At 53.4% G+C, this 26,226-nt stretch carries 21 protein-coding genes and 1 tRNA gene; 13 read left to right on the top strand and 9 right to left on the bottom strand.

Annotated features, from left to right (window positions below; genetic code table 11):
• Window positions 1–8 precede the first annotated feature (8 nt).
• The 4 genes from potH to rlmC are packed head-to-tail and all read left to right on the top strand — an operon-like array spanning window position 9 to window position 3,521.
• Complete coding sequence (gene potH, locus OGY17_RS16175; protein WP_043015734.1) at window positions 9–962, top strand: putrescine ABC transporter permease PotH; 954 nt, start codon at window positions 9–11, stop codon at window positions 960–962.
• Window positions 959–1,804, top strand: coding sequence for a putrescine ABC transporter permease PotI (gene potI, locus OGY17_RS16170; protein ID WP_008784246.1), 846 nt, complete (start codon window positions 959–961; stop codon window positions 1,802–1,804). The genes potH and potI overlap by 4 nt, the downstream gene beginning before the upstream one ends.
• A 59-nt stretch (window positions 1,805–1,863) precedes the next feature.
• The gene (locus OGY17_RS16165; RefSeq protein WP_267452225.1) at window positions 1,864–2,352 is read left to right on the top strand and encodes a YbjO family protein; all 489 of its coding nucleotides are present in this window, start codon (window positions 1,864–1,866) and stop codon (window positions 2,350–2,352) included.
• A gap of 41 nt (window positions 2,353–2,393) precedes the next feature.
• Window positions 2,394–3,521: a 23S rRNA (uracil(747)-C(5))-methyltransferase RlmC gene (gene rlmC / locus OGY17_RS16160; RefSeq protein ID WP_286607786.1), complete on the top strand. Its 1,128-nt coding sequence runs from the start codon at window positions 2,394–2,396 to the stop codon at window positions 3,519–3,521.
• Between the two features lie 150 nt (window positions 3,522–3,671).
• On the opposite strand, the gene OGY17_RS16155 is transcribed toward rlmC, so the two are convergent.
• The 3 genes from OGY17_RS16155 to OGY17_RS16145 all read right to left on the bottom strand — a co-directional run bounded on the left by OGY17_RS16155 (window position 3,672) and on the right by OGY17_RS16145 (window position 5,463).
• A tRNA-Ser gene (locus tag OGY17_RS16155) sits at window positions 3,672–3,759 on the bottom strand.
• A 149-nt stretch (window positions 3,760–3,908) separates the two neighbouring features.
• A complete protein-coding gene (locus tag OGY17_RS16150) occupies window positions 3,909–4,586 on the bottom strand; it encodes an isochorismatase family protein (RefSeq protein ID WP_003831673.1) in 678 nt (225 codons plus the stop codon).
• A gap of 16 nt (window positions 4,587–4,602) precedes the next feature.
• Entirely contained in the window at window positions 4,603–5,463 is an 861-nt protein-coding gene (locus OGY17_RS16145) for a pirin family protein (RefSeq protein WP_003831674.1), read from the bottom strand.
• Between the two features lie 108 nt (window positions 5,464–5,571).
• Between OGY17_RS16145 and OGY17_RS16140 the strand changes: the two genes are divergently transcribed.
• Window positions 5,572–6,483 (top strand): LysR family transcriptional regulator, encoded by a 912-nt coding sequence (locus OGY17_RS16140; protein ID WP_003831675.1) that lies wholly within the window; start codon window positions 5,572–5,574, stop codon window positions 6,481–6,483.
• Between the two features lie 79 nt (window positions 6,484–6,562).
• On the opposite strand, the gene infA is transcribed toward OGY17_RS16140, so the two are convergent.
• The 5 genes from infA to trxB all read right to left on the bottom strand — a co-directional run bounded on the left by infA (window position 6,563) and on the right by trxB (window position 12,387).
• On the bottom strand, window positions 6,563–6,781 hold the full coding sequence (gene infA, locus OGY17_RS16135; RefSeq protein WP_002211347.1) for a translation initiation factor IF-1: 219 nt from the start codon (window positions 6,779–6,781) through the stop codon (window positions 6,563–6,565).
• Window positions 6,782–7,066: 285 nt separating this feature from the next.
• Window positions 7,067–7,771, bottom strand: coding sequence for a leucyl/phenylalanyl-tRNA--protein transferase (gene aat / locus OGY17_RS16125; RefSeq protein WP_048235731.1), 705 nt, complete (start codon window positions 7,769–7,771; stop codon window positions 7,067–7,069).
• A gap of 44 nt (window positions 7,772–7,815) precedes the next feature.
• On the bottom strand, window positions 7,816–9,537 hold the full coding sequence (gene cydC, locus OGY17_RS16120) for a heme ABC transporter ATP-binding protein/permease CydC (RefSeq protein WP_048225901.1): 1,722 nt from the start codon (window positions 9,535–9,537) through the stop codon (window positions 7,816–7,818).
• On the bottom strand, window positions 9,538–11,304 hold the full coding sequence (gene cydD, locus OGY17_RS16115; protein ID WP_003831887.1) for a heme ABC transporter permease/ATP-binding protein CydD: 1,767 nt from the start codon (window positions 11,302–11,304) through the stop codon (window positions 9,538–9,540).
• A gap of 114 nt (window positions 11,305–11,418) precedes the next feature.
• Window positions 11,419–12,387, bottom strand: coding sequence for a thioredoxin-disulfide reductase (trxB, locus tag OGY17_RS16110; RefSeq protein ID WP_003831889.1), 969 nt, complete (start codon window positions 12,385–12,387; stop codon window positions 11,419–11,421).
• Window positions 12,388–12,934: 547 nt separating this feature from the next.
• On the opposite strand from trxB, the gene lrp reads away from it, so the two are divergent.
• The 8 genes from lrp (at window position 12,935) to OGY17_RS16070 (ending at window position 25,264) form a co-directional block, all read left to right on the top strand.
• Entirely contained in the window at window positions 12,935–13,429 is a 495-nt protein-coding gene (gene lrp / locus OGY17_RS16105) for a leucine-responsive transcriptional regulator Lrp (protein WP_002439523.1), read from the top strand.
• Window positions 13,430–13,563: 134 nt separating this feature from the next.
• A complete protein-coding gene (gene ftsK / locus OGY17_RS16100; RefSeq protein ID WP_286607784.1) occupies window positions 13,564–17,628 on the top strand; it encodes a DNA translocase FtsK in 4,065 nt (1,354 codons plus the stop codon).
• Between the two features lie 111 nt (window positions 17,629–17,739).
• Complete coding sequence (gene lolA / locus OGY17_RS16095) at window positions 17,740–18,351, top strand: outer membrane lipoprotein periplasmic chaperone LolA (RefSeq protein WP_286607844.1); 612 nt, start codon at window positions 17,740–17,742, stop codon at window positions 18,349–18,351.
• Between the two features lie 10 nt (window positions 18,352–18,361).
• On the top strand, window positions 18,362–19,705 hold the full coding sequence (gene rarA / locus OGY17_RS16090; RefSeq protein ID WP_003836910.1) for a replication-associated recombination protein RarA: 1,344 nt from the start codon (window positions 18,362–18,364) through the stop codon (window positions 19,703–19,705).
• Window positions 19,706–19,797: 92 nt separating this feature from the next.
• Window positions 19,798–21,090, top strand: coding sequence for a serine--tRNA ligase (gene serS / locus OGY17_RS16085; RefSeq protein WP_003831902.1), 1,293 nt, complete (start codon window positions 19,798–19,800; stop codon window positions 21,088–21,090).
• 236 nt (window positions 21,091–21,326) lie between these two features.
• Window positions 21,327–23,771 (top strand): dimethylsulfoxide reductase subunit A, encoded by a 2,445-nt coding sequence (dmsA, locus tag OGY17_RS16080; protein WP_008784257.1) that lies wholly within the window; start codon window positions 21,327–21,329, stop codon window positions 23,769–23,771.
• 10 nt (window positions 23,772–23,781) lie between these two features.
• Window positions 23,782–24,399 carry a dimethylsulfoxide reductase iron-sulfur subunit DmsB gene (dmsB, locus tag OGY17_RS16075; RefSeq protein ID WP_003831905.1) on the top strand — a complete coding sequence of 206 codons (618 nt, stop codon included), beginning with the start codon at window positions 23,782–23,784 and terminating at the stop codon, window positions 24,397–24,399.
• A 1-nt stretch (window position 24,400) separates the two neighbouring features.
• Entirely contained in the window at window positions 24,401–25,264 is an 864-nt protein-coding gene (locus OGY17_RS16070; protein ID WP_286607780.1) for a dimethyl sulfoxide reductase anchor subunit family protein, read from the top strand.
• Window positions 25,265–25,374: 110 nt separating this feature from the next.
• Here the strand turns inward: OGY17_RS16070 and ycaC are convergent, their stop codons facing one another.
• Entirely contained in the window at window positions 25,375–26,001 is a 627-nt protein-coding gene (gene ycaC, locus OGY17_RS16065) for an isochorismate family cysteine hydrolase YcaC (RefSeq protein ID WP_020996517.1), read from the bottom strand.
• Between the last annotated feature and the right edge of the window lie 225 nt (window positions 26,002–26,226).

Genomic DNA, 26,226 nt, shown 5'->3' with positions numbered 1-26,226 from the left:
GAGCGAAGATGAGTACACTTGAACCTCCGGCACGCGTAGATAAAGCGGGGCGATTCACGCTGTTTATGTCGCGGCTGCAAATGAAGCACGGGCGCAAGCTGGTGATCGCGCTGCCGTATGTGTGGCTATTGCTCCTGTTCCTGCTGCCGTTTCTGATCGTCTTCAAAATCAGTTTGGCTGAAATGGCGCGCGCTATTCCGCCGTATACCGACCTCGTTTCATGGGCTGATGGTCAGCTCTCCATCACGCTCAACTTAGGCAATTTCCTGCAACTGACGGACGATCCGCTCTATTTTGATGCGTACCTGCAATCGTTGCAGGTGGCGGGAGTTTCGACTGTCTGTTGCCTGCTGCTGGGATACCCGCTGGCATGGGCCGTTGCGCACAGTAAACCCTCAACGCGTAATATTCTGCTGTTGCTGGTGATCCTGCCGTCCTGGACCTCGTTTTTAATTCGCGTATATGCCTGGATGGGGATCCTAAAAAACAACGGCGTGCTGAACAACTTCCTGATGTGGTTGGGCGTCATCGACCAACCGTTGACGATTTTGCACACCAATCTGGCGGTCTACATCGGTATTGTTTACGCCTATTTGCCCTTTATGGTGCTGCCGATTTATACCGCGCTGACCCGTATCGATTACTCGCTGGTGGAAGCGGCGCTGGATTTAGGTGCCCGGCCGCTGAAGACCTTCTTTAGCGTGATTGTGCCGTTGACCAAGGGCGGCATTATCGCCGGGTCAATGCTGGTGTTTATTCCCGCTGTTGGCGAGTTTGTGATCCCGGAACTGTTGGGCGGCCCAGATAGCATCATGATTGGTCGCGTGCTGTGGCAGGAGTTTTTTAATAACCGCGACTGGCCGGTGGCTTCTGCTGTCGCCATTATTATGCTGCTGCTACTGATTGTGCCGATCATGTGGTTCCACAAATATCAGCAAAAAAGCGTGGGGGAACACGGATGAATAACTTACCGGTCGTTCGCTCGCCGTGGCGTATTTTTATCCTGGTAGTGGGCTTTACCTTCCTGTACGCGCCTATGCTGATGTTGGTTATCTATTCGTTTAACAGCTCGAAGCTGGTGACGGTCTGGGCGGGGTGGTCAACACGTTGGTATGGCGAGCTTTTCCACGATAGCGCGATGATAAGCGCCGTCGGCATGAGTTTAACGATTGCTGCGGGTGCTGCGACGATGGCGGCAATCCTTGGCACCATCGCCGCCGTGGTAATGGTGCGCTTTGGTCGTTTTCGTGGTTCGAATGGTTTCGCCTTTATGATCACCGCGCCGCTGGTCATGCCGGATGTCATTACCGGTTTGTCGCTGCTGCTGCTGTTTGTTGCGTTGGCTCACGCCATCGGCTGGCCGGCGGATCGCGGCATGCTGACCATCTGGCTGGCGCACGTCACTTTCTGTACGGCGTACGTAGCGGTGGTGATTTCTTCACGCTTGCGCGAACTGGATCACTCCATTGAGGAAGCGGCGATGGATCTCGGCGCCACGCCGCTGAAGGTCTTTTTCGTCATCACCCTGCCGATGATTATGCCGGCGGTGATTTCCGGTTGGCTATTAGCCTTCACGCTGTCACTCGATGATCTGGTTATTGCCAGCTTTGTCTCTGGTCCTGGCGCCACAACGTTACCGATGTTGGTGTTCTCCAGCGTACGTATGGGGGTGAACCCGGAGATCAACGCCCTGGCGACGCTGATCCTTGGTGTGGTAGGAATTATCGGATTTATCGCGTGGTATCTGATGGCGCGAACAGAAAAACAAAGGATCCGCGATATCCAACGTGCAAGACGCGGCTGAAAAAACTAAAATCTGCCAACCTGTCTATACGGCGCAGCTGTGGTGGTTGCGCCGTTTTCATGGAAGACGACGCGTTGGGATTTTTTAAGAAATCATCCACATCACATGCTCGCTTAAACGTCCCTGCTTTGGTGCAGGTGGCGGCGCTGGCTATTATCATGATCCGCTGTCTCGATCTGTTGATGATTTTTAATACGCTTGGGTTTCGTGGAACCAGTGAGTTTATTCATCGCAGTGTGCAGACCTGGAATTTGACGCTGGTGTTTCTGGGCAGTCTGGTGCTGCTATTTATCGAAATTTACTGCTCATTTTCGCTGGTAAAAGGACGGAACTGGGCACGCTGGATCTATCTGTTGACCCAGATTATCGCCAGCGTCTATCTGTGGGCGGCTTCGCTGGGCTACGGATATCCCGAACTGTTCAGTATTGCGGGGGAGTCCAGACGCGAAATCCTGCATACTCTGGTAATGCAAAAACTGCCGGATATGCTGGTATTGCTGCTGCTGTTTGTTCCTGCGTCCAGCAGGCGGTTCTTCCGTTTGCAATAACGTGTATAATCTTGGCCCCCGGTTAATTTGTAGGTCTTTGTATGCAGTGCGCACTATATGACGCCGAACGCTGCCGCTCCTGTCAGTGGATAACACAGCCTGTCGCCGATCAACTCTTCGAAAAAACAGCCGATCTGCAGAATCTGCTGGCCGAGTATCCGGTCGGAGAATGGTGCGCGCCGGTCAGTGGTCCGGAAAGCGCGTTTCGTAATAAAGCCAAAATGGTAGTCAGCGGCAGCGTGGAAAAACCGCTGCTGGGAATGCTGCATCGTGACGGTACGCCTGAGGACTTGTGCGACTGTCCGCTCTATCCTGCGTCTTTTGCGCCCGTATTTGCCGCGCTTAAGCCGTTTATCGCTCGGGCGGGGCTGACGCCCTATAACGTGGCGCGCAAACGCGGGGAGCTGAAATATCTGCTGTTAACGGAAAGCAGATTCGATGGCGGTATGATGCTGCGTTTTGTCCTGCGTTCTGACGCAAAACTGGCACAGCTGCGCGCGGCGCTACCCTGGTTGCAGGCACAACTCCCACAGTTAAAAGTGATCACTGCCAATATTCAGCCGGTGCATATGGCGATCATGGAAGGGGAGACAGAAATCTTCCTGACGGAACAACAGGCGCTGGCGGAACGCTTTAACGATGTGCCGTTGTGGATCCGCCCGCAGAGTTTCTTCCAGACCAATCCGGCGGTAGCGGGGCAATTATATGCCACGGCGCGTGACTGGGTGCGTCAGCTTGCGGTTAATCATATGTGGGATTTGTTTTGCGGCGTCGGGGGTTTTGGTCTGCACTGTGCTACACCGCAAATGAAACTGACGGGGATTGAAATCGCGCCAGAGGCGATTACCTGCGCGAAGCAGTCAGCGCAGGAGCTTGGATTGCAGAATCTGCATTTTCAGGCGCTGGATTCAACCCAGTTTGCTACCGCTCAGGGCGAAGTACCTGACCTGGTGCTGGTGAATCCGCCGCGTCGCGGGATTGGAAAGCCGCTGTGCGATTTTCTCTCCCGCATGGCACCGCATTATATCGTTTATTCCAGCTGTAATGCGCAAACCATGGCGAAGGATATTCGTGAGTTGCCCGGGTATCGCATTGAACGCGTCCAGCTTTTCGATATGTTCCCACACACTGCGCATTATGAAGTGCTAACGCTGCTCAGCCGACAATAACTGCCATGCCTGATGGCGCTTCGCTTATCAGGCCTACGGAGATATTCAGGGCTGTAGCAATGTAGGCCGGATAAGGCGCTTGCGCCGCATCCGGCAAATGCAACATGCGAAAAAAAAGCCCGTACTTTCGTACGAGCTCTTCTTAAAATATGGCGGTGAGGCGGGGATTCGAACCCCGGATACGTTGCCGTATACACACTTTCCAGGCGTGCTCCTTCAGCCACTCGGACACCTCACCATATTGTATTGCTGCCTGACCGCTTGGGGGGCAACGGGGCGCTACTATAGGGAGTTGCGCTAAAACGGTCAAGCAGAATTTACGTGTTAACTCTCGTTTGGTTACGCAATATACATATTCCTCCGCCCAGGCAGGCGCGGAGGAAAGGATTAGCGCTGAGAGTCCAGTTTTTCGCCGCTGGTCACGACTTCCTGAGCTTTGCTGTAGCTTTCGATCAGCAACTGATAAGCCGGGAAGACTTTGGTATACACTTCCGCCCATTCGGCGGCGTCTTCACGGTTCCAAGTGCCCTGAATTTCAGAAGCGACTGCGGCGGTATCCATCGGCACGACGCCAGCCTGAACAACACGAGCCAGGGTGATTTCCTGCGCCATTTTGCTGTAAGTACCGGAAGCGTCGATCACTGCGAAGACCTTATAGCCTTCCGCAACCGCGCTGATAGCCGGGAAAGCCATGCACACGCTGGTAATCGTACCGGCGATAATCAGCGTTTTACGACCCGTTGCTTTGACCGCTTTCACGAAGTCTTCGTTATCCCAGGCGTTGATTTCGCCTTTACGCGCCACATATTGGGCATGCGGCGCATTGGCGTGGATCTCAGGGATCAGCGGGCCGTTAGGTCCCTGCGGTACGGATGCCGTGGTAATCACCGGCATCTTCGCCAGAGTCGCCATTTTAGCCAGCGCGGCGGCACGCGCACGCAGTTCTGGCATTGGCATGTCGCCGACGGTCTGGAACAGCCCGCTCTGATGATCGATAAGCAGCATGACGGAATCATTCACATCGATGACCGGACGTGAACCATTAAAGTTTGCAGGACTGGACATATTCTTCTCCTTCGATTCAGATTTGGCCAAAGCGGCCGGAGTTAAAATCGCGTACGGCTTCAGCGATTTCTTGTTTCGTGTTCATTACAAATGGACCGTAACCTACAATCGGCTCGTTCAACGGTTCTCCAGAAAGCAGCAGCACGCTGGCGTCGCTGGAGGCTTCAATATGCAGCGTTTTCCCCTGCTGGCTCAGCACCACCAGTTGCGCTTCGCTGGCAGACGTAGTGCCGTTTACGGTGATATTCCCTTTCAATACCACCAGGGCAGTGCTCCATCCTTCCGGCTGGGACAACGTGAGCTGATGATTACGTTGCAAACGCATATCCCAGACGTTCAGCGGAGAGAAGGTATGTGCCGGGCCTTTTGTATCCTGATAGCTGCCCGCAATCACACGAACGCTCCCTGCTTCATCTGGCAGGGCGACAGTGGGGATCACATCGCTGCTGATGCCCTGGTAACCCGGAACGGCCATTTTGTCTTTTGCTGGCAGATTGACCCACAGCTGTACCATTTCCAGTTCGCCACCCTGACGGGTAAATTCAGGTGAATGGAACTCTTCGTGTAATATTCCTGCTCCTGCGGTCATCCACTGCACGTCGCCGGGGCCGATAATGCCGCCGCGACCGGTTGAATCACGGTGTTCAACTTCGCCGCTGTAAACGATGGTCACCGTCTCAAAACCACGGTGAGGGTGTTCACCTACGCCGCGTTTTTCGTTACCCGGCGTAAACGTATGTGGACCGGCGTAATCCAGCAGCAGGAACGGACTTAGCTGTTCAGCATGAGACTGGTAAGAAAACATCGAGCGAACCGGAAATCCATCGCCAACCCAGTGCGGGCGAGGTGCGGTGTAGACGCCTGTTACTTGTTTCATATGTGTCTCCTCTGTGGCGTTATCTTGATGTGAATAAGCTTATATTCATGACAGCGAGCTGAGTAGTAGCTAAAATAGTCCTCACTGTCTCATTAATAGGACAATAAAATGACAAAGCCGGATCTCAATGATTTTGCATGGTTTGTGCATGTTGTAGAGGAAGGGGGATTCGCGGCGGCGGGTCGGGCGCTTGATGAACCGAAATCAAAACTAAGCCGACGGATAGCGCAACTGGAAGAGACGCTGGGAGTTCGACTGATTCAGCGAACCACCCGCCAGTTTAACGTGACGGAAGTTGGGCAAACCTTTTACGAACACTGTAAGGCGATGCTGGTGGAAGCGCAGGCAGCGCAGGATGCGATTGCCGCGTTACAGGTTGAACCGCGTGGCGTGGTGAAGTTGACGTGTCCGGTCACGCTGCTGCATGTGCATATCGGGCCAATGCTTGCCCGTTTTATGGCGCGTTATCCTGACGTATCAGTGCAACTGGAAGCCACTAACCGCCGCGTGGACGTTGTTGGAGAGGGCCTGGACGTGGCGATTCGCGTCAGGCCCCGACCATTTGAGGATAGCGACCTGGTGATGCGTGTGCTGGCGGACAGGGGGCATCGTTTGTATGCCAGCCCGCAGTTAATCGAGCAAATGGGAACGCTACATTCTCCGGCGGAGCTGACGCGTTGGCCGGGCCTGAGTCTGGCGACGGGTAAACATGTGCATCGTTGGGAATTATTCGGGCCGCAGGGCGCACGTGCGGAGGTGCATTTCACGCCGCGTATGATCACCACCGATATGCTGGCGTTACGTGAAGCCGCAGTTGCCGGTGTGGGGGTAGTTCAACTTCCACAGCTGATGGTAAAAGATCAAGTAGCCGCGGGTGAACTGGTGGCATTGCTCGACGGCTGGGAACCGAAGCGAGAAATAATTCACGCAGTCTTTCCATCACGCAGGGGATTATTGCCGTCAGTACGCACATTAGTGGATTTCTTAACGGAAGAATATGCGCGGATGATTGAGGATTAAATACCTGACCTTGGCCCACAAAAAAGGCCGGTTAAACCGACCTTTTATTATCTGGACGCCATTCGGGCGTTAAAAACAATCAGCGACTACGGAAGACAATGCGGCCTTTGCTCAGGTCGTACGGGGTCAGCTCAACAGTCACTTTGTCGCCCGTCAGGATGCGGATATAGTTTTTACGCATTTTACCGGAGATGTGTGCAGTAACCACGTGACCGTTTTCTAACTCTACGCGGAACATGGTATTAGGTAACGTATCGAGAACGGTACCCTGCATTTCAATATTGTCTTCTTTGGCCATCTAATCCTCTGGGGTATCACTACCGTAATTTGAACCGGCAAGATAATGCCGAAGTTCTTTTAATAAGTAAAGATTTGTGCGTTTAAAACACAGCAAATCGGGTTTGGCGCATTACTCTAACCACACACGGCAAAGCCGCACTTAAAGCGCAACGTGTAAGGGAACGAGGAGATAAACGATAGGCGTTGCCTGACGCGAACTGTTCCTTAACGGCGGCGGGGTAATGGGCTAAACCAACTCTGCGCGACAATTATAACACCCCGACAAAAAATGTGCCGAAAACATTCACCTCTGAGGCGAAAATAACGTCCTGGGAACCCAGAAATGGCTCGGTAGCCGCTGCTGGCGCAGTCTGCTCAGGTGTTCAAGGTACTCCCGACGTGGGGTTTCGACGGCGCCCAGCGAAGCTGTGTGGCTATTTAATACCTGGCAGTCGATTAATTTTCCGCCCTGACGGATAAATTCAGCGCAAAAAACAAGCAGTGCGGTTTTGGACGCATTTTCCTGACGGCTGAACATTGATTCGCCACAAAATAGCGTACCTTGCGCCACGCCATACATACCGCCCACTAATTCATTTTGTCGCCATACTTCAATGGAGTGCGCATGGCCCAGCTCGTGCAGGCGATGGTAGGCGTCCACTACATCATGCGTTATCCAGGTACCTTCTTCCCGGTCGTTGGCGCAGCCTTCAATCACCTGACCGAACGCGTAATTGAGCGTCACGCGATAAGGCGAATTTTTATGAAAGCGTTTCATGCTGCGGCTGAGATGAAATTTCTCGGGCCAAAGAATGGCGCGTGGATCGGGCGACCACCAAAGGATGGGGTCGCCAGGTGAAAACCACGGGAAAATTCCGCGCTGGTAGGCCATTAACAGTCGAGCTGGACTGAGATCGCCGCCAAGCGCCAACAAACCGTTAGGCTCGCGTAAAGCGCCTTCCGGTGAAGGGAAGGCTATAGAATGGCGGGACAATTGCACCAGGCGCATGACAGCGAAACTCCACTACGCGAGTTTGATCGTTCAATAATAGCTTACAGACGTTGCTTAAACTGGTAATAACGCCCCTGCCGGGCTAGCAAATCTGCGTGATTACCTTGCTCAATAATGTGTCCGTTGTCCATCACTATTATTTGATCAAAACGTGACAAGCCGCGCAGACGATGTGTCACCATCAGCACGGTTTTATCGCGCATGACATCGCCAATTAATTCAAGCATTTGGCTTTCTGTTGTGGCATCAAGCCCTTCGGTCGGTTCATCCAGCAGCATCAGTGGGGCATCGTGCAATAAGGCGCGAGCGATAGCCAGACGACGGAGTTCGCCGCCAGAAAGCTGACGACCGCCTTCGCCTAACCAGGCATTGAGTCCATCACCCTCTAGCAGTTTGTCCAGACCGACGCGGCACAGCATTGCGGATAATGTGTCATCACTGGCGTGCGGTGCTGCCAGCAGCAGATTATCGCGAAGCGTCGCGCTGAACAGGTGCACGCGCTGTGGCACGACGCTGATGCTCTGGCGCAGCGCGGCTTCACTGAGGGCTGAAATCGGCTGCTCATTAATCAGAATTTCGCCATGCTGCGGATCCCATGCGCGGGTCAGCAATTGTAGTAACGTTGACTTACCGCAGCCAGTGCGACCGAGAATCGCAATGTGTTCACCGGGCTGAGCCTGCAGCGAAAGGGTGTCGAGCGCTTTTTGTGTTTGCCCCGGATAGCTGAATGAAACATCGCGTAGCGTGAGAGTGACCTGCTCAGAAACTGGAGAACCGGCATCCGGGAAGGTGACTTCTGGCTGCTGTTCGGTCAGTTCGGTGATGCGCAGCGCAGAGGCAATAACCTGTCCGAGATGCTGAAATGCCCCGGTGACGGGTGCCAAAGCTTCAAACGCGGCCAGCGCACAGAAGACAAACAGCGCGATCAGCGCGCCAGGCTGGGTATTGCCACCCACGCCGCCGGAGGCCATCCATAACATCACAACCACTGCCAGTGCGCCGACTAACAGCATGACCGCCTGTGATAGCGCCGTTAATTCAGACTGACGTCGTTGGGCTTCATGCCACTGCAACTCGGTGGCTTCCATTTGGGCGCGGTAACGTTCACTGGCGCCAAAGATGGTCAGTTCAGCCTGGCCCTGCAGCCAGGATGTTAACTGCTGACGATACTGCCCACGTAAATGCGTCAAACTTTGCCCGGTGCTTTTACCTGCCTGATAAAAGAGTGGGGGCAGGATAAATAAGGTCAGCAGCATAATACCGCCGAGAGTGATAGCCAGCGTGAAATCGAGAACGCTTAGCCCCAGCGTGACCACCATGATGACGACAAAAGCGCCCACAAGTGGGGAGAGCACGCGCAAATAGAGATGATCGAGCGTGTCGACATCCGCCACCACGCGGTTAAGCAATTCACCTTGTCCATAACGGGACAGGCCAGCAGGGGAGAGCGGCAGCAGTTTGCTGAAGGTATAAATACGCAAATGTTGCAGCACGCGGAACGTCGCGTCGTGGCTGACCAATCGCTCGAAATAGCGGCCCGCGGTTCGGGTGATTGCCGCACCGCGTACCCCGGCAGCAGGGAGCATATAGTTAAAACTGTAAATCCCGGTGACACCCACCACAGCAGAAGCCGACAGGAACCAGCCGGAAAGCGTCAGCAAACCAATACTTGCCAGCAGTGTGACGATCGCCAGAACGATCCCCAGGGTTAACATCCATTTGTGACGTTTATACAGCGTCAGATAAGGTAGCAAAGCGCGCATTTAAATGTCCTCCTGACGATGAGCCAGTAATGTCGCAAACGCCCCGTTGGCTGCGCTAAGTTCGGCATAAGTGCCTTGTTCAACGATCTGTCCGTCCTGCATCACCCAGATAACGTCCCAGTCGGCAAGATCTTCAAGTTGGTGTGTCACCATCAGCGTGGTCTGGCGGCGTGACGCTGCTTTCAACGCCTGCATCACGCGTTGTTCGCTATGTGCATCAAGGCTGGCGGCGGGCTCGTCAAGCAGCAACAACTGACATGGATTGAGTAAGGCGCGAGCCACGGCAACGCGCTGCGCTTGTCCGACAGAAAGTCGAGCAGCCTGATCGCCTACTGGTGTATCCACACCCTGTGGCAGAAGTGGTAAAAACTCACTGACCCAGGCGCTGTCGAGTGCGGCTTGCAGCTGTTCTTCGCTGGCATCGGGGCGAGCGAGCAGCACGTTATCGCGTAACGTGGCGGCAGGGAGCTGCGGGTTTTGTCCAACCCAGGACAGCTGTTTGCGCCAGCAATCAGGCGACAGGTCGCGCAGCTCAAAGCCGTTAATCCGCAGCGATCCCTGATAAGAGAGAAAACCGGACAGGACATTGAGCAACGAACTTTTGCCGGAGCCGCTGCGGCCAACCAGCACCGCGCGTTGGCCCGCTGGCAGGGTAAAGTTGAGCGGACCTGCAAGCACTTTACCTTCCGGCGAGGTGATGACCAGATCTTCTGCTTCAATTGAAACTGCGTCTTTTGTTGTCAGCTCAATATCACCACGCTCAGGATGTGCAAGCGGGGTTTCCATGAAGGTTTTCAGACTGTCTGCTGCACCAACGGCTTGTGCTTTGGCGTGATAAAACGTGCCCAGATCGCGCAGGGGTTGGAAAAATTCCGGCGCCAGAATGAGCGCCAGGAAGCCAGCTGCCAATGTGACGCCAGTCCCGTAGTGGCCAAAATCGAGTTCACCGAGGTAGGAAAAACCGAAGTAAACCGCGACCAGTGCGATGGACAGGGAGGTAAAGAACTCAAGGACACCGGATGACAGAAACGCCAGGCGCAGGACTTCCATGGTGCGCTGGCGGAAATCCTGTGACGCTGCGCGGATGCTTTCTGTTTCAGCTTCACCGCGGCCAAAGATTCTTAGCGTTTCCATGCCCCGCAGGCGATCGAGGAAATGGCCACTGAGGCGAGCAAGAGCCTGAAAGTTGCGGCGGTTAGCATCGGCTGCACCCATACCAACCATCGCCATAAATAACGGGATCAACGGGGCAGTTCCAAGCAGAATAAGAGCGGCTACCCAGTTTGACGGGAATACCGCCGCCACGATCAATAAAGGGACGCATACAGCCAGCGCCATTTGCGGCAGATAACGTGCATAGTAATCATGCATGTCATCAATCTGTTCCAGGATTAGCGTAGCCCAGCTCCCGGCTGGTTTGCCTTGTATCCAGGCGGGACCTGCTTGTTGCAGACGGTCAAGCACCTGGCGGCGAATCTCAAAGCGGATATGTTGGCCAGCATGAAACCCGACGCGTTCGCGTAACCAGACGACCCATGCCCGCAGGATGAAAATCAATACCAGCACAATGAAAGGGAGCAGAAGCGCCTCTCTGGGGATATTGTCCATGATCATATGGTCGAGAATTCGGGCCATGAGCCAGGCCTGAGCGACAATTAACAGGCCGCTCACGAACCCCAACAGGCGTGAAATGTTCAGCCATCGTTGGGAAATTACACTTTGCTGTTTTAACCAGCGGGTCAGCTCTTTTTGACGGGTTTTATTCATTGCACGCTTAGCAGGTGAGTTATTGGAATTTTTGGGCAGGACAATGTTACAACGAGGCAAAAATAAAGGCGACTTATAGTCGCCTTTTTTACTTTTGTTACTGATTTGTAAAACTTATTTGCAAGCGTCTGCCAGACCGTCGAGATAACGCTCTGCGTCAAGCGCAGCCATACAACCGGTGCCTGCTGAAGTGATCGCCTGGCGATAAATATGGTCCATCACGTCACCGGCGGCGAATACACCCGGAATGCTGGTTTGGGTGGCGTTACCATGAATCCCGGACTGAACTTTGATGTAGCCATTTTCCAGTTCAAGCTGACCGTCAAAAATGGCGGTATTCGGGCTGTGGCCGATAGCGACAAACAAGCCTGCAACGTCAAGTGACTCGACGTTGTCAGTGTTTTGCGTATCGCGCAGGCGCAGTCCGGTTACGCCCATTTGATCGCCGGTCACTTCTTCCAGTGTGCGGTGGGTATGCAGCACGATGTTGCCGTTTTCGACTTTATCCATCAAACGCTTGATCAGGATTTTCTCGGCGCGGAAGCTGTCGCGACGGTGAATCAAATGCACTTCAGATGCGATATTCGCCAGGTACAGCGCTTCTTCAACAGCAGTGTTGCCGCCGCCGATCACCGCAACTTTTTGGTTACGGTAGAAGAAACCGTCGCAGGTCGCGCAGGCGGAAACGCCACGGCCTTTGAAGGCTTCTTCTGAAGGCAGACCCAGGTAGCGTGCTGACGCACCGGTGGCGATGATCAGTGCGTCACAGGTGTATTCACCGCTGTCGCCGGTCAGACGGAAAGGGCGGTTTTGCAGATCAACTTTGCTGATATGATCAAAAATAATTTCAGTTTCAAATTTGGTCGCATGTTCGTGCATGCGTTCCATCAGCAATGGGCCTGTGAGATCGTGCGGATCGCCAGGCCAGTTCTCCACTTCTGTTGTTGTGGTCAACTGACCACCTTTTTCCATACCGGTAATCAGTACCGGTTGCAGGTTCGCGCGTGCAGCGTAGACCGCAGCGGTATACCCCGCAGGGCCAGAGCCCAGAATAAGAAGTTTACTGTGTTTGGTTGCGCCCATGAGATCCCCATAGTTGTTAGCAGGCAATGAGCAGGATTGTAGGGAATTTACAGGCGTAAAAAAAGAGTATGGCGATTTTGTTAACAATATGTGTAATAGCGGGAACCGATGAGCGGCAGAATTAGTCGTAATACTATAACGATTTCTACTTAAAATCGGTCAGTTATAAGGTGATAAAATGACGATTTTCCATCACTGCGAATGAATAACTGGCATGTTGTACTAAAAATCGATGTTTTGCTTTGACAATCCCCTGCTGTTTTGCGAAAACATTCAAGGAAGAAAAAAACTGTGTCATGTATATGCTGCATAATCATGCATGTAGATACCATGTTTACCGTGTTAGCGAAATCTACGCATGGTGTGGACAGATGCCATTCGTGATGTCGATAGCCGCCGACAGGCAACGGTCTTCTCACCATAAACCCAGACATTGCGAACCGAAAATCCCTCTGGGTTGCGGTTTATTTTGATGGGTAGCGACTCTGAACAGTGATGTTGGTAGAGTCAGGCAGGAGTAGGGAAGGAATACAGAGAGACAATAATAATGGTAGATAGTAAGAAGCGCCCTGGCAAAGATCTCGACCGTATCGATCGTAACATTCTTAATGAGCTGCAAAAGGATGGGCGTATTTCTAACGTCGAGCTTTCTAAACGTGTGGGACTTTCACCAACGCCCTGCCTTGAGCGTGTGCGTCGGTTGGAAAGACAGGGTTTTATTCAGGGCTATACAGCGCTGTTAAACCCGCATTATCTGGATGCATCACTTCTGGTTTTTGTTGAGATTACTCTGAATCGTGGCGCCCCGGATGTGTTTGAACAATTTAACTCTGCAGTACAAAAACTTGAAGAAATTCAAGAGTGTCATTTGGTTTCCGGTGATTTCGACTATTTGCTGAAAACACGCGTACCGGATATGTCGGCATACCGTAAGCTGTTGGGGGAAACCCTGCTGCGTCTGCCTGGCGTGAATGACACACGTACTTATGTAGTAATGGAAGAAGTCAAACAGAGCAATCGTCTGGTAATTAAGACGCGCTAACACGGAACAGGTGCAAAATCGACGCAGTTTGATTACACTCCTGTTAATCCATACAGCAACAGTGCCGGGGCAACCCGGTGCTGTTGTCCGTTTTAGCATCGGGCAGGAAAAGCCCGAAACCTGGAGAGCCGTTTTTGAGCCAGGAATACACTGAAGACAAAGACGTCACATTGACGAAGTTAAGCAGCGGGCGCCGACTTCTGGAAGCGCTACTGATCCTTATTGCCCTTTTTGCCGTCTGGTTGATGGCTGCCTTACTCAGCTTTAACCCTTCGGATCCCAGTTGGTCGCAAACCGCGTGGCATGAGCCTATCCATAATCTGGGTGGAATACCTGGAGCATGGCTGGCGGATACGCTGTTCTTTATTTTTGGCGTCATGGCCTACACCATCCCCGTCATCATTGTCGGTGGCTGCTGGTTTGCCTGGCGACATCAGGCCAGCGACGAATACGTCGATTATTTTGCCGTCTCGCTACGCATTATTGGCGTTCTGGCGCTGATTCTCACTTCCTGCGGGCTGGCCGCAATTAACGCCGATGACATCTGGTATTTCGCCTCTGGCGGCGTGATCGGCAGTCTGCTCAGCACCACGCTACAACCATTGCTGCACAGCAGCGGCGGCACGCTGACATTGTTGTGCATTTGGGCAGCGGGATTAACGCTGTTCACCGGTTGGTCATGGGTGAGCATTGCGGAAAAACTGGGCGGCTGGTTACTCAATATCCTGACGTTTGCCAGCAACCGTACCCGCCGCGACGATACCTGGGTCGATGACGAAGAGTATGAAGACGAAGAAGAGTCTGTCGACGCCGCTGATGGCAAACCCCATGAATCGCGCCGAGCTCGTATCCTGCGCGGTGCGTTAGCGCGCCGTAAACGTCTGGCGGAGAAATTTACCAACCCGCTTGGTCGTCATACCGATGCGGCGCTGTTCTCCGGCAAACGCATGGATGATGAAGACGAAATTGAATACAGCGCCCGTGGCGTGGTTGCCGATCCTAATGATGTGCTGTTTTCCGGTAATCGCGCGACGCTGCCTGAATATGACGAACTTGATCCACTGCTTAACGGCCACTCGGTGACCGAGCCTGTGGCTGCAGCAGCTGCAGCTACAACAGCCGCTCAGGCCTGGAGCGCACCGGTCGATCCGTTACTGCAAACGTCACCCGTGACCAACACTGTTATGGAGCAACCGGTCCCAACTGTGGCCTGGCAACCCGTGCCTGGCCCGCAAACCGGTGATGCCGCGATTGCACCAGCGCCTGAAGGTTATCCGCAGCCAGCCCAGTACGCGCAACCTCCGGTGCAGCAGCCATATGAGCCATGGCAACAACCGGTTGTGGAGCAGAGTCCGCAGCCGCAATATTACGCACAGCAGCCCGTTGAACCTGTTTATACGCAGCCTGTCGCGCCGCAGCCGGAACCTGTTTATCAGCCGGAGCCCGTGCTGCAACCTGTCTATCAACAGGATCCGACCTCTCAACAGAACGCCGCATTCCAGCAGCCTGGTTATCAGCTGGAGCCTGTGCAGCAACCTGTTTATCAGCAGGATCCAACTTTTCAACAGAGCACTACGTTCCAGCAGCCTGTGGTTGAACAACCAACAGTGGTGGAACCTGAGCCGGTGGTTGAAGAAGTTAAACCGACTCGTCCGCCGCTCTATTACTTTGAAGAAGTCGAAGAGAAACGTGCGCGTGAGCGTGAGCAACTGGCCGCATGGTATCAGCCGATTCCAGAACCTGCTCAGGAGCCTGAGCGTGTTAAGCCGTCTACGCCATCTATGCCGGCGACTGCATCCATACCACCCGTTGAGTCTGTTGCTGCCGTTGCACCGCTGGCCGCTGGCGTAAAAAGCGCCGCGTTAGGGGCAGGTGCCGCTGCCGCAGCACCTGTCTTTAGCCTTGCAGGCAGCGGTACGCCGCGTCCGCAGGTGAAAGAGGGCATTGGCCCGCAGTTGCCGCGTCCGAATCGTGTGCGCGTGCCTACTCGTCGTGAACTGGCTTCATATGGCATAAAACTGCCGTCACAGCGTATGGCTGAAGAGAAAGCGCGCGAAGAGCAGCTTGATACAGATGCGTACAGTGACGATGAAATGGATGCAATGCAGCAGGACGAGCTGGCACGTCAGTTCGCTCAGTCGCAGCAGCATCGTTATGGCGAAGAGTATCAGGACGAAACCCACCAGACTGATGACGAAGATTCAGCCGCAGAAGCGGAACTGGCTCGCCAGTTTGCTTCTTCTCAGCAGCAGCGTTATTCCGGTGAACAGCCTGTCGGAGCGAATCCGTTCTCCCTCGATGACTTTGAATTTTCGCCAATGAAAACGCTGGTGGATGAGGGGCCGCATGAGCCGCTGTTTACGCCTGGCGTAATGCCGGAGCCCGCGCCGCAGTACCAGGAACCAGTTGCGCCGCAGCAGCATTATCAGCAACCGGCGCAGCCAGTTGCACCGCAACAGCACTATCAGCAACCGGCACAGCCAGTTGCACCACAGCAGCATTATCAGCAACCAGCGCAGCCTGTTGCACCGCAGCAGTACTACCAGCAACCGGTGCAGCCAGTTGCATCGCAGCAGCATTATCAACAGCCAGCGCAGCCAGTTGCACCGCAGCAGCATTATCAGCAGCCAGCGCAGCCTGCTACACCGCCGCCGCAGGATAGTCTGATCCATCCGCTGCTGATGCGTAATGGGGATAGTCGTCCGGCGCACCGTCCAAGCACGCCGCTGCCATCGTTAGATCTGCTCACGCCGCCGCCGAGCGAAGTTGAGCCGATAGATACGTTCGCACTGGAACAAATGGCACGTCTGGTGGAAGCGCGTCTGGCGGATTTCCGCATTAAAGCCGATGTGGTGAACTACTCTCCTGGCCCGGTGATTACCCGCTTTGAGCTTAATTTGGCTCCAGGGGTTAAAGCAGCGCGTATTTCTAACCTGTCACGAGATCTGGCGCGTTCATTGTCGACCGCGGCGGTACGTGTGGTCGAGGTTATTCCAGGCAAACCGTATGTCGGACTGGAGTTACCGAACAAAAAACGTCAAACCGTCTATCTGCGAGAAGTGCTGGATAACGCTAAATTCCGTGATAACTCATCTCCGCTGACTGTGGTGCTGGGCAAAGATATTGCGGGCGAACCGGTGGTGGCCGATCTGGCTAAAATGCCGCACCTGCTGGTGGCAGGGACAACCGGTTCCGGTAAGTCTGTTGGGGTGAACGCCATGATCCTCAGCATGCTGTACAAAGCGCAGCCGGAAGACGTTCGCTTTATCATGATTGACCCGAAAATGCTGGAACTTTCTGTTTATGAAGGTATTCCACATCTGCTGACTGAAGTTGTGACCGACATGAAAGATGCCGCCAATGCCTTGCGTTGGAGCGTCAATGAAATGGAACGTCGCTACAAACTGATGTCGGCGCTTGGCGTGCGTAACCTTGCCGGTTATAACGATAAGATTGCTGAAGCCGCCCGTATGGGACGTCCGATTCCAGACCCATACTGGAAGCCGGGCGACAGCATGGATGTTCAGCATCCGGTGCTGGAAAAACTGCCGTATATCGTGGTGTTGGTGGATGAATTCGCTGACCTGATGATGACCGTTGGCAAAAAGGTGGAAGAACTAATCGCTCGTCTGGCGCAAAAAGCGCGTGCGGCGGGTATCCACCTGGTGCTGGCAACCCAGCGACCGTCAGTTGACGTTATCACTGGTCTGATTAAAGCGAACATCCCGACGCGTATCGCCTTTACAGTGTCCAGTAAAATTGACTCGCGTACCATCCTTGACCAGGGCGGCGCGGAATCGCTGTTGGGTATGGGTGACATGCTTTATTCTGCACCAAACTCGACGATCCCTGTACGTGTACACGGCGCCTTTGTACGCGATGAAGAAGTTCACGCGGTAGTTCAGGACTGGAAAGCGCGCGGCCGTCCACAATACGTTGATGGCATTACCTCTGACAGCGAAAGCGAAGGCGGCGGTGGCGGCTTTGATGGTGGCGAAGAACTGGATCCGCTGTTCGATCAGGCTGTGAACTTTGTTACTCAGAAACGCAAAGCCTCAATCTCCGGCGTCCAGCGTCAGTTCCGTATCGGTTACAACCGAGCGGCGCGCATCATCGAACAGATGGAAGCGCAGGGAATAGTCAGCGAACAAGGGCATAATGGTAATCGTGAAGTGCTGGCTCCGCCGCCCTTCGAATGATTGCAAAGTTAAGTAATTCAGTATTTTCTACTTTCCTCATGCTGATTTTTGGCCTGAAATGGATAGCAGAGGGATCTCCCCGTTGGGAGTGACGTATTTTGAGGAATAATGATGAAAAGAATCGCAATCACCTGTGCATTACTGTCTAGCTTTGTGGTGAGCAGCGTCTGGGCTGATGCTGCCAGCGACCTGAAAAGCCGTCTGGATAAAGTCAGTAGCTTCCATGCCAGCTTTACTCAGAAGGTCACGGACGGTAGCGGCGCGGCGGTGCAGGAAGGTCAGGGCGACTTATGGGTTAAACGCCCTAATCTGTTTAACTGGCATATGACGCAGCCTGACGAGAGCATTCTGGTTTCCGATGGTAAAACGCTGTGGTTCTTTAACCCGTTTGTTGAGCAGGCGACTGCGACCTGGTTGAAAGACGCCACGGGCAACACGCCGTTCATGCTGATTGCGCGTAACCAGGCTAGCGACTGGCAACAGTACAACATTAAGCAAAACGGCGACGATTTCGTGCTGACGCCAAAAACCAGCAGCGGTAGCCTGAAGCAGTTTACTATCAATGTTGGGCGGGACGGGACGATCCATCAGTTCAGTGCCGTTGAGCAAGACGATCAGCGCAGCAGCTATCAGCTGAAATCTCAGCAGAATGGTGCGATTGAACCTTCGAAATTCACCTTTACCCCGCCGCAAGGTGTAACGGTTGACGATCAACGTAAGTAGAGGCGTGTGAGTGAGCAATCTGTCGCTCGACTTTTCTGATAATACCTTTCAGCCACTGGCCGCACGTATGCGGCCAGAAAATTTAGCGCAGTACATCGGCCAGCAGCATCTGCTGGCTGCGGGTAAACCCTTGCCGCGCGCCATCGAGGCCGGGCACCTGCACTCTATGATTTTATGGGGGCCGCCGGGGACGGGGAAAACCACGCTAGCCGAAGTTATTGCCCGTTACGCTAACGCCGATGTTGAACGAATTTCGGCGGTCACGTCTGGTGTAAAAGAAATTCGTGAAGCGATTGAGCGGGCGCGTCAGAATCGTAACGCGGGTCGACGTACGATCCTGTTCGTGGACGAAGTTCACCGTTTTAATAAAAGCCAACAGGATGCGTTTTTACCGCATATTGAAGACGGTACCATCACGTTTATTGGCGCCACCACTGAAAATCCCTCGTTTGAACTGAACTCGGCACTGTTGTCGCGGGCGCGTGTTTATTTACTGAAATCGTTAACCACCGACGATATTGAACAGGTGCTGGACCAGGCGATGTCAGATAAAGCCCGGGGTTACGGCGGCCAGGATATCGTACTGCCACCAGAGACGCGTCGGGCGATTGCCGAACTGGTTAATGGTGACGCACGGCGAGCGCTGAATACGCTGGAAATGATGGCCGATATGGCCGAAGTTGATGATTCTGGCAAGCGCGTATTGAAACCAGAATTGCTCACTGAAATTGCCGGTGAACGCAGCGCACGCTTCGATAATAAAGGCGATCGTTTTTACGATCTCATCTCCGCATTACACAAATCGGTTCGCGGCAGCGCCCCGGATGCGGCACTTTATTGGTATGCGCGCATCATTAGTGCAGGCGGTGACCCGCTGTATGTAGCCCGTCGCTGTCTGGCAATTGCCTCTGAAGATGTGGGCAATGCCGATCCTCGCGCCATGCAGGTGGCAATTTCCGCATGGGACTGCTTTACCCGCGTGGGACCCGCGGAAGGTGAACGAGCGATTGCTCAGGCGATTGTTTATCTGGCCTGCGCGCCGAAAAGTAATGCGGTTTACACCGCCTTCAAAGCCGCGCTGGCTGATGCCCGCGAACGTCCGGATTACGACGTGCCAGTCCACCTGCGCAATGCGCCAACTAAGCTGATGAAAGAAATGGGCTATGGTCAGGAGTATCGTTACGCCCATGATGAACCAAATGCCTACGCCGCCGGAGAAGAGTACTTCCCGCAGGAAATGGCACAAACGCGCTATTATCACCCCACAAACAGAGGTCTTGAAGGCAAGATTGGCGAAAAGCTCGCCTGGCTCGCCGGACAGGATCAAAATAGCCCTATAAAACGCTACCGTTAGTGTTATCGTTGCGGTAATGTTGTCTCTGTATCCCTGTGACCGCAGGCTGTGGTCACTTTCTCCTATTTTAATTCGATAAGCACAGGATAAGCATGCTCGATCCCAATCTGCTGCGTAATGAGCCAGACGCAGTCGCAGAAAAACTGGCAAGCCGGGGCTTTAAGCTGGATGTAGATAAGCTGCGCGCTCTTGAAGAGCGTCGTAAAGTTCTGCAGGTACAAACTGAAAACCTGCAGGCAGAGCGTAACTCTCGATCGAAATCCATCGGCCAGGCAAAAGCGCGCGGGGAAGATATCGAGTCTTTACGTCTGGAAGTGAACAAACTGGGCGAAGAGCTGGATGCCGCGAAAGCTGAACTTGATACCTTACAGGCCGAGATTCGCGACATTGCGCTGACCATTCCTAACCTGCCAGCGGACGACGTTCCGGTGGGTAAAGATGAAAATGACAACGTTGAAGTCAGCCGTTGGGGTACTCCGCGTGAGTTTGATTTCGAAGTGCGCGATCACGTTACCCTGGGTGAAATGCACACGGGTCTTGATTTTGCCGCTGCGGTTAAGCTGACCGGCTCTCGTTTCGTCGTGATGAAAGGGCAGATCGCCCGCATGCACCGTGCGCTGTCTCAGTTCATGCTGGATCTGCATACCGAACAGCATGGTTACAGCGAAAACTACGTTCCGTATCTGGTTAACCATGACACGCTGTACGGAACAGGGCAACTGCCGAAATTTGCTGGCGATCTGTTCCACACCCGTCCGCTGGATGAAGAAGCTGACAGCAGCAACTATGCGCTGATCCCAACGGCAGAAGTTCCGCTGACCAACCTGGTTCGCGACGAAATCATTGACGAAGATGCGCTGCCGATCAAAATGACCGCGCATACGCCGTGCTTCCGTTCTGAAGCAGGTTCTTACGGTCGTGATACCCGTGGTCTGATCCGTATGCACCAGTTTGATAAAGTTGAAATGGTGCAGATCGTTCGCCCGGAAGACTCTATGGACGCGCTGGAAGAGATGACCGGCCATGCCGAGAAGGTTCTTCAGCTGCTGGGCCTGCCGTACCGTAAGATTATCCTGTGCACAGGCGACATGGGCTTTGGCGCATGCAAAACGTACGATCTGGAAGTGTGGATCCCGGCGCAGAACACCTATCGCGAAATCTCCTCTTGCTCTAACGTGTGGGATTTCCAGGCTCGTCGTATGCAGGCGCGTTGCCGCAGCAAATCCGACAAAAAGACCCGTTTAGTACATACGCTGAACGGTTCCGGTCTGGCGGTTGGACGTACGCTGGTTGCGGTGATGGAAAACTATCAGCAGGCTGATGGCCGTATTCAGGTTCCGGAAGTGTTACGTCCGTACATGAATGGCCTGGAATTTATCGGCTAAGCTACCTTTCTTTGCTAAAAAAGCGCCTCAGGGCGCTTTTTTTATGCCCGTTTGACGTCGGACAATAACGCCTACCTCCATAGGAGTAATACTGCCTTCGAATGAAAGTCAGTATTTATCTCTGTCTTTTCGCAAATTCAGTATCTACCAGTCTGTATATTGATATTAATGCTATATAAAAATCTATATAACGAGTATTTCTCTTTTGTTTATTGTGAGCAGCAGAGTGAGCCACTATGAAAACTAAGATCCCCGATGCCATGCTGGCAGCTGAGGTTAGTCGCCGAGGTTTGGTGAAAACGACGGCGATAGGCGGACTGGCGGTGGCCAGTAGCGCGTTTACCCTGCCATTTACCCGTATTGCAAATGCTGCAGAAGCCCTTAATCCGACACAGGCCAATGAGAAAGTCATATGGAGCGCGTGTACGGTGAACTGTGGTAGCCGCTGTCCTCTGCGTATGCACGTGGTAGACGGTGAAATAAAGTATGTTGAAACCGACAACACCGGTGATGACAACTATGACGGCTTGCACCAGGTCCGCGCCTGTCTGCGTGGTCGCTCCATGCGTCGTCGCGTTTATAATCCCGACCGGCTGAAATACCCGATGAAACGCGTCGGCAAACGTGGAGAAGGCAAATTTGAGCGCATCAGCTGGGATGAAGCCTACGACATCATTGCCAGCAATATGCAGCGTCTTATCAAAGACTACGGCAACGAGTCTATCTACCTGAACTACGGCACAGGTACGCTGGGCGGCACCCTGACACGTTCCTGGCCGCCAGGCAAAACGCTGGTAGCACGTCTGATGAACTGCTGTGGCGGCTACCTGAACCACTACGGTGACTACTCTTCAGCGCAAATCGCTGCCGGGTTGAACTACACCTACGGCGGCTGGGCAGACGGTAACAGCCCGTCCGACATTGAAAACAGCAAGCTGGTGGTTCTGTTCGGGAATAACCCAGGTGAAACCCGTATGAGCGGGGGTGGGGTAACCTATTACCTTGAACAGGCGCGACAGAAATCCAATGCCCGCATGATTATTATCGATCCTCGCTACACGGATACCGGTGCGGGTCGTGAAGATGAATGGATCCCGATCCGCCCAGGTACCGATGCGGCGCTGGTGAATGGTCTGGCGTATGTGCTGATCACCGAAAACATGGTCGATCAACCGTTCCTTGATAAATACTGCGTGGGTTACGACGAGAAAACCTTACCGGCCGACGCACCGAAAAACGGTCACTATAAGGCGTATATTCTTGGGCAGGGCAAAGACGGTATCGCCAAGACCCCGGAATGGGCAGCGCAAATTACCGGTATTCCTGCTGATCGAATCGTCAAACTGGCACGTGAAATCGGTAGCGCTAAACCGGCATATATCAGTCAGGGGTGGGGACCGCAGCGCCATGCTAACGGTGAAATAGCGACTCGTGCCATTTCTATGCTGGCAATCCTTACCGGTAACGTTGGGATTAACGGCGGCAACAGCGGGGCGCGTGAGGGCTCATACAGTTTGCCGTTTGAACGTATGCCTACGCTGGAAAACCCAGTCGAAACCAGCATCTCTATGTTTATGTGGACGGACGCCATTGAGCGAGGTCCGGAGATGACGGCGCTGCGTGACGGTGTTCGTGGCAAAGATAAGCTCGATGTTCCGATTAAGATGATCTGGAACTATGCCGGTAACTGTCTGATTAACCAGCACTCTGATATCAACCGCACACATGAAATCCTACAGGATGATAAGAAGTGCGAAATGATCGTTGTCATCGACTGTCATATGACCTCCTCGGCGAAATACGCGGATATTTTGCTGCCGGACTGCACCGCTTCGGAGCAGATGGACTTCGCACTGGATGCCTCCTGCGGAAATATGTCGTATGTGATTTTCACCGATCAGGCGATCAAACCACGCTTCGAATGCAAGACTATCTACCAGATGACCAGTGAGCTAGCGAAACGCCTTGGTGTTGAGCAGCAGTTTACAGAAGGTCGTACTCAGGAAGAGTGGATGCGTCATCTGTACGAGCAGTCGCGCAAAGCCATTCCTGAACTGCCAACGTTTGAAGAATTCCGCAAGCAGGGGATCTTTAAACAGCGCGACCCGCAGGGACATCACGTGGCCTACAAGGCGTTCCGTGAGGATCCTAACGCCAATCCGCTGACCACGCCGTCAGGTAAGATCGAAATTTATTCGCAGCAGCTTGCCGAGATCGCGTCAACCTGGGAGCTGCCGGAAGGTGATGTGATTGATCCACTGCCGATTTATACCCCAGGTTTTGAGAGCTTAAACGATCCGCTGGTGGAGAAATTCCCTCTGCAGTTGACCGGCTTCCACTATAAGTCTCGCGTTCACTCGACCTATGGCAACGTGGATGTTCTGAAAGCATCCTGCCGTCAGGAAATGTGGATCAACCCGATGGATGCACAGCGACGCGGCATTAACAACGGCGACAAGGTGCGCATCTTTAACGATCGTGGTGAAGTGCACATCGAGGCGAAAGTAACTCCGCGTATGATGCCTGGCGTGGTGGCATTGGGCGAAGGGGCGTGGTATGACCCGGACGCAAAACGCGTGGACCAGGGCGGTTGTATTAACGTCCTGACGACCCAGCGTCCGTCTCCTCTCGCGAAGGGGAACCCATCACACACGAACCTTGTTCAGGTTGAAAAGGTGTAAGGAGTAACCGATGACAACCCAGTATGGATTTTTTATTGATTCCAGCCGTTGCACCGGTTGCAAAACCTGCGAACTGGCGTGCAAAGATTTCAAAAATTTAACCCCTGAAGTCAGCTTCCGCCGCATTTATGAGTACGCGGGCGGTGACTGGCAGGAAGACAACGGCGTCTGGCATCAGAACGTCTTTGCCTATTACCTCTCCATTGCGTGTAACCACTGTGAAGACCCGGCCTGTACCAAAGTGTGTCCGAGCGGTGCGATGCACAAACGTGAAGATGGCTTTGTCGTTGTCGATGAAGATGTGTGCATCGGCTGCCGCTATTGCCACATGGCCTGTCCTTACGGTGCACCACAGTACAATGCTGACAAAGGGCACATGACCAAATGCGATGGCTGCCATGAGCGCGTCGCTGAAGGTAAGAAACCTATTTGCGTCGAGTCCTGTCCACTGCGTGCGCTGGATTTTGGCCCAATTGATGAACTGCGCAAAAAACACGGTACTTTGGCTGCGGTTGCGCCATTGCCGGGCGCGCACTTTACCAAACCGAGCATTGTCATCAAACCTAACGCCAATAGCCGCCCGACCGGGGATACCACAGGTTATCTGGCTAATCCGAAGGAGGTGTAAGATGGGAAGTGGATGGCATGAATGGCCGCTGATGATCTTCACGGTCTTCGGACAGTGTGTGGTTGGCGGTTTTATTGTTCTGGCGCTGGCGTTGATGAAAGGGGGCTTACGCCCAGAATCGCAGCAACGCGTAATTACCTGCATGTTTGGGCTGTGGGTATTAATGGGCATTGGTTTTATTGCTTCCATGCTCCACCTGGGCTCACCGATGCGCGCCTTTAACTCACTCAATCGCGTTGGGTCATCTGCGTTGAGTAACGAAATTGCCAGCGGCTCACTCTTCTTTGCCGTTGGCGGTATCGGCTGGCTGCTGGCTATGTTGAAGAAAATGTCGCCCGCATTACGCAATCTGTGGTTAGTTGTCAGCATGGTGCTGGGTGTGGTTTTTGTCTGGATGATGGTGCGCGTGTATAACACCATCGATACCGTACCGACCTGGTACAGCGTCTGGACACCGCTGGGCTTCTTCCTGACGATGTTTATGGGCGGTCCGCTGCTGGGATATCTGTTACTGAGAATTGCTGGCGTGGATGGTTGGGCGATGCGCCTGCTGCCGGCTATATCAGTGCTTGCTCTGGTCGTGAGTGCCATCATGTCGGTAATGCAGGGGACTGAACTGGCGACAATCCACAGTTCGATTCAACAGGCCTCTGCGCTGGTTCCGGATTACGGTTCGCTGATGGCGTGGCGGATCGTGGCGTTGGCGTTAGCGCTGTGCTGCTGGATAGTACCGCAAGTGAAGGGTTACCAGCCTGCCGTTCCGTTGCTTTCCGTCGCGTTTATTCTGCTGTTAGTCGGCGAGCTGATTGGTCGTGGCGTGTTCTACGGGCTGCATATGACAGTCGGTATGGCGGTGGCGAGTTAATCCATAATATGCCGGATGGCGCCTCGTGCTTTAACAAGCCTACAATATCCGTAGGCCTTAAAGCTGCGCGCTATCCGGCTACATGTCAGGCCAGGGTTTTGCCCCAGTCTTTACTTCTGCTTAGTTAACGTGTCATAGCTGGTCATCAGATTGCGATAATCCGGAATGTGATTAGAGAACAACGTCGCCAGACCTTCGACATCGTTGCGCCAGTCGCGGTGCAGTTCGCATGCTACTCCGAACCATGTCATCAATTGAGCGCCTGCCTGAGACATCCGATCCCATGCTGAATGGCGGGTAATTTCATTAAACGTGCCTGAAGCATCGGTGACAACAAAGACGTCAAAACCTTCTTCAATAGCCGAGAGCGCTGGGAAAGCGACGCAAACCTCCGTCACGACACCAGCGATAATCAGCTGCTTTTTGCCGGTCGCTTTTACTGCTTTCACGAAATCTTCGTTATCCCATGCGTTAATGTTTCCTGGGCGAGCAATGTAGGGCGCATCGGGAAATTGAGCTTTCAGTTCCGGTACCAGCGGTCCGTTTGGTCCTGTCTCAAAACTGGTTGTCAGAATGGTTGGGAGGTTGAAGTATTTTGCTAAGTCACCGAGCGCAAGCACGTTGTTTTTAAATTTATCGGGATCGATATCCCGAACCAGAGAGAGCAGGCCAGCCTGATGGTCGACCAGCAGTACTGCCGCATTGTCTTTATCAAGTCTTACGTAAGGTTTAGTCATGGTATTTCTCCTGTTCAGTATCAGTGGGGGAAATTTGATGAGTTTAAGTCTACGAAAAGAACGATATTTGGATTAGATAGATAAATAAGAACTCACTGTTCTATTTTGAAGACAATGCAGCTCAGCATCCCGCATAGAGTTTAGTAAGAAATAAAAGTAAGGGGAGTCCATGAAATTTTTCGACTGAACGTAACGCGAGATTTTTGTTTTAGATCAATAAAAACA

The sequence above is a fragment of the Citrobacter sp. Cpo126 genome (genome assembly GCF_030332445.1).
In the GTDB taxonomy this organism is placed as follows: domain Bacteria; phylum Pseudomonadota; class Gammaproteobacteria; order Enterobacterales; family Enterobacteriaceae; genus Citrobacter; species Citrobacter portucalensis.
Note: the sequence above shows the minus strand (reverse complement) of the source record. Positions and strands in the feature narration are given on the sequence as shown.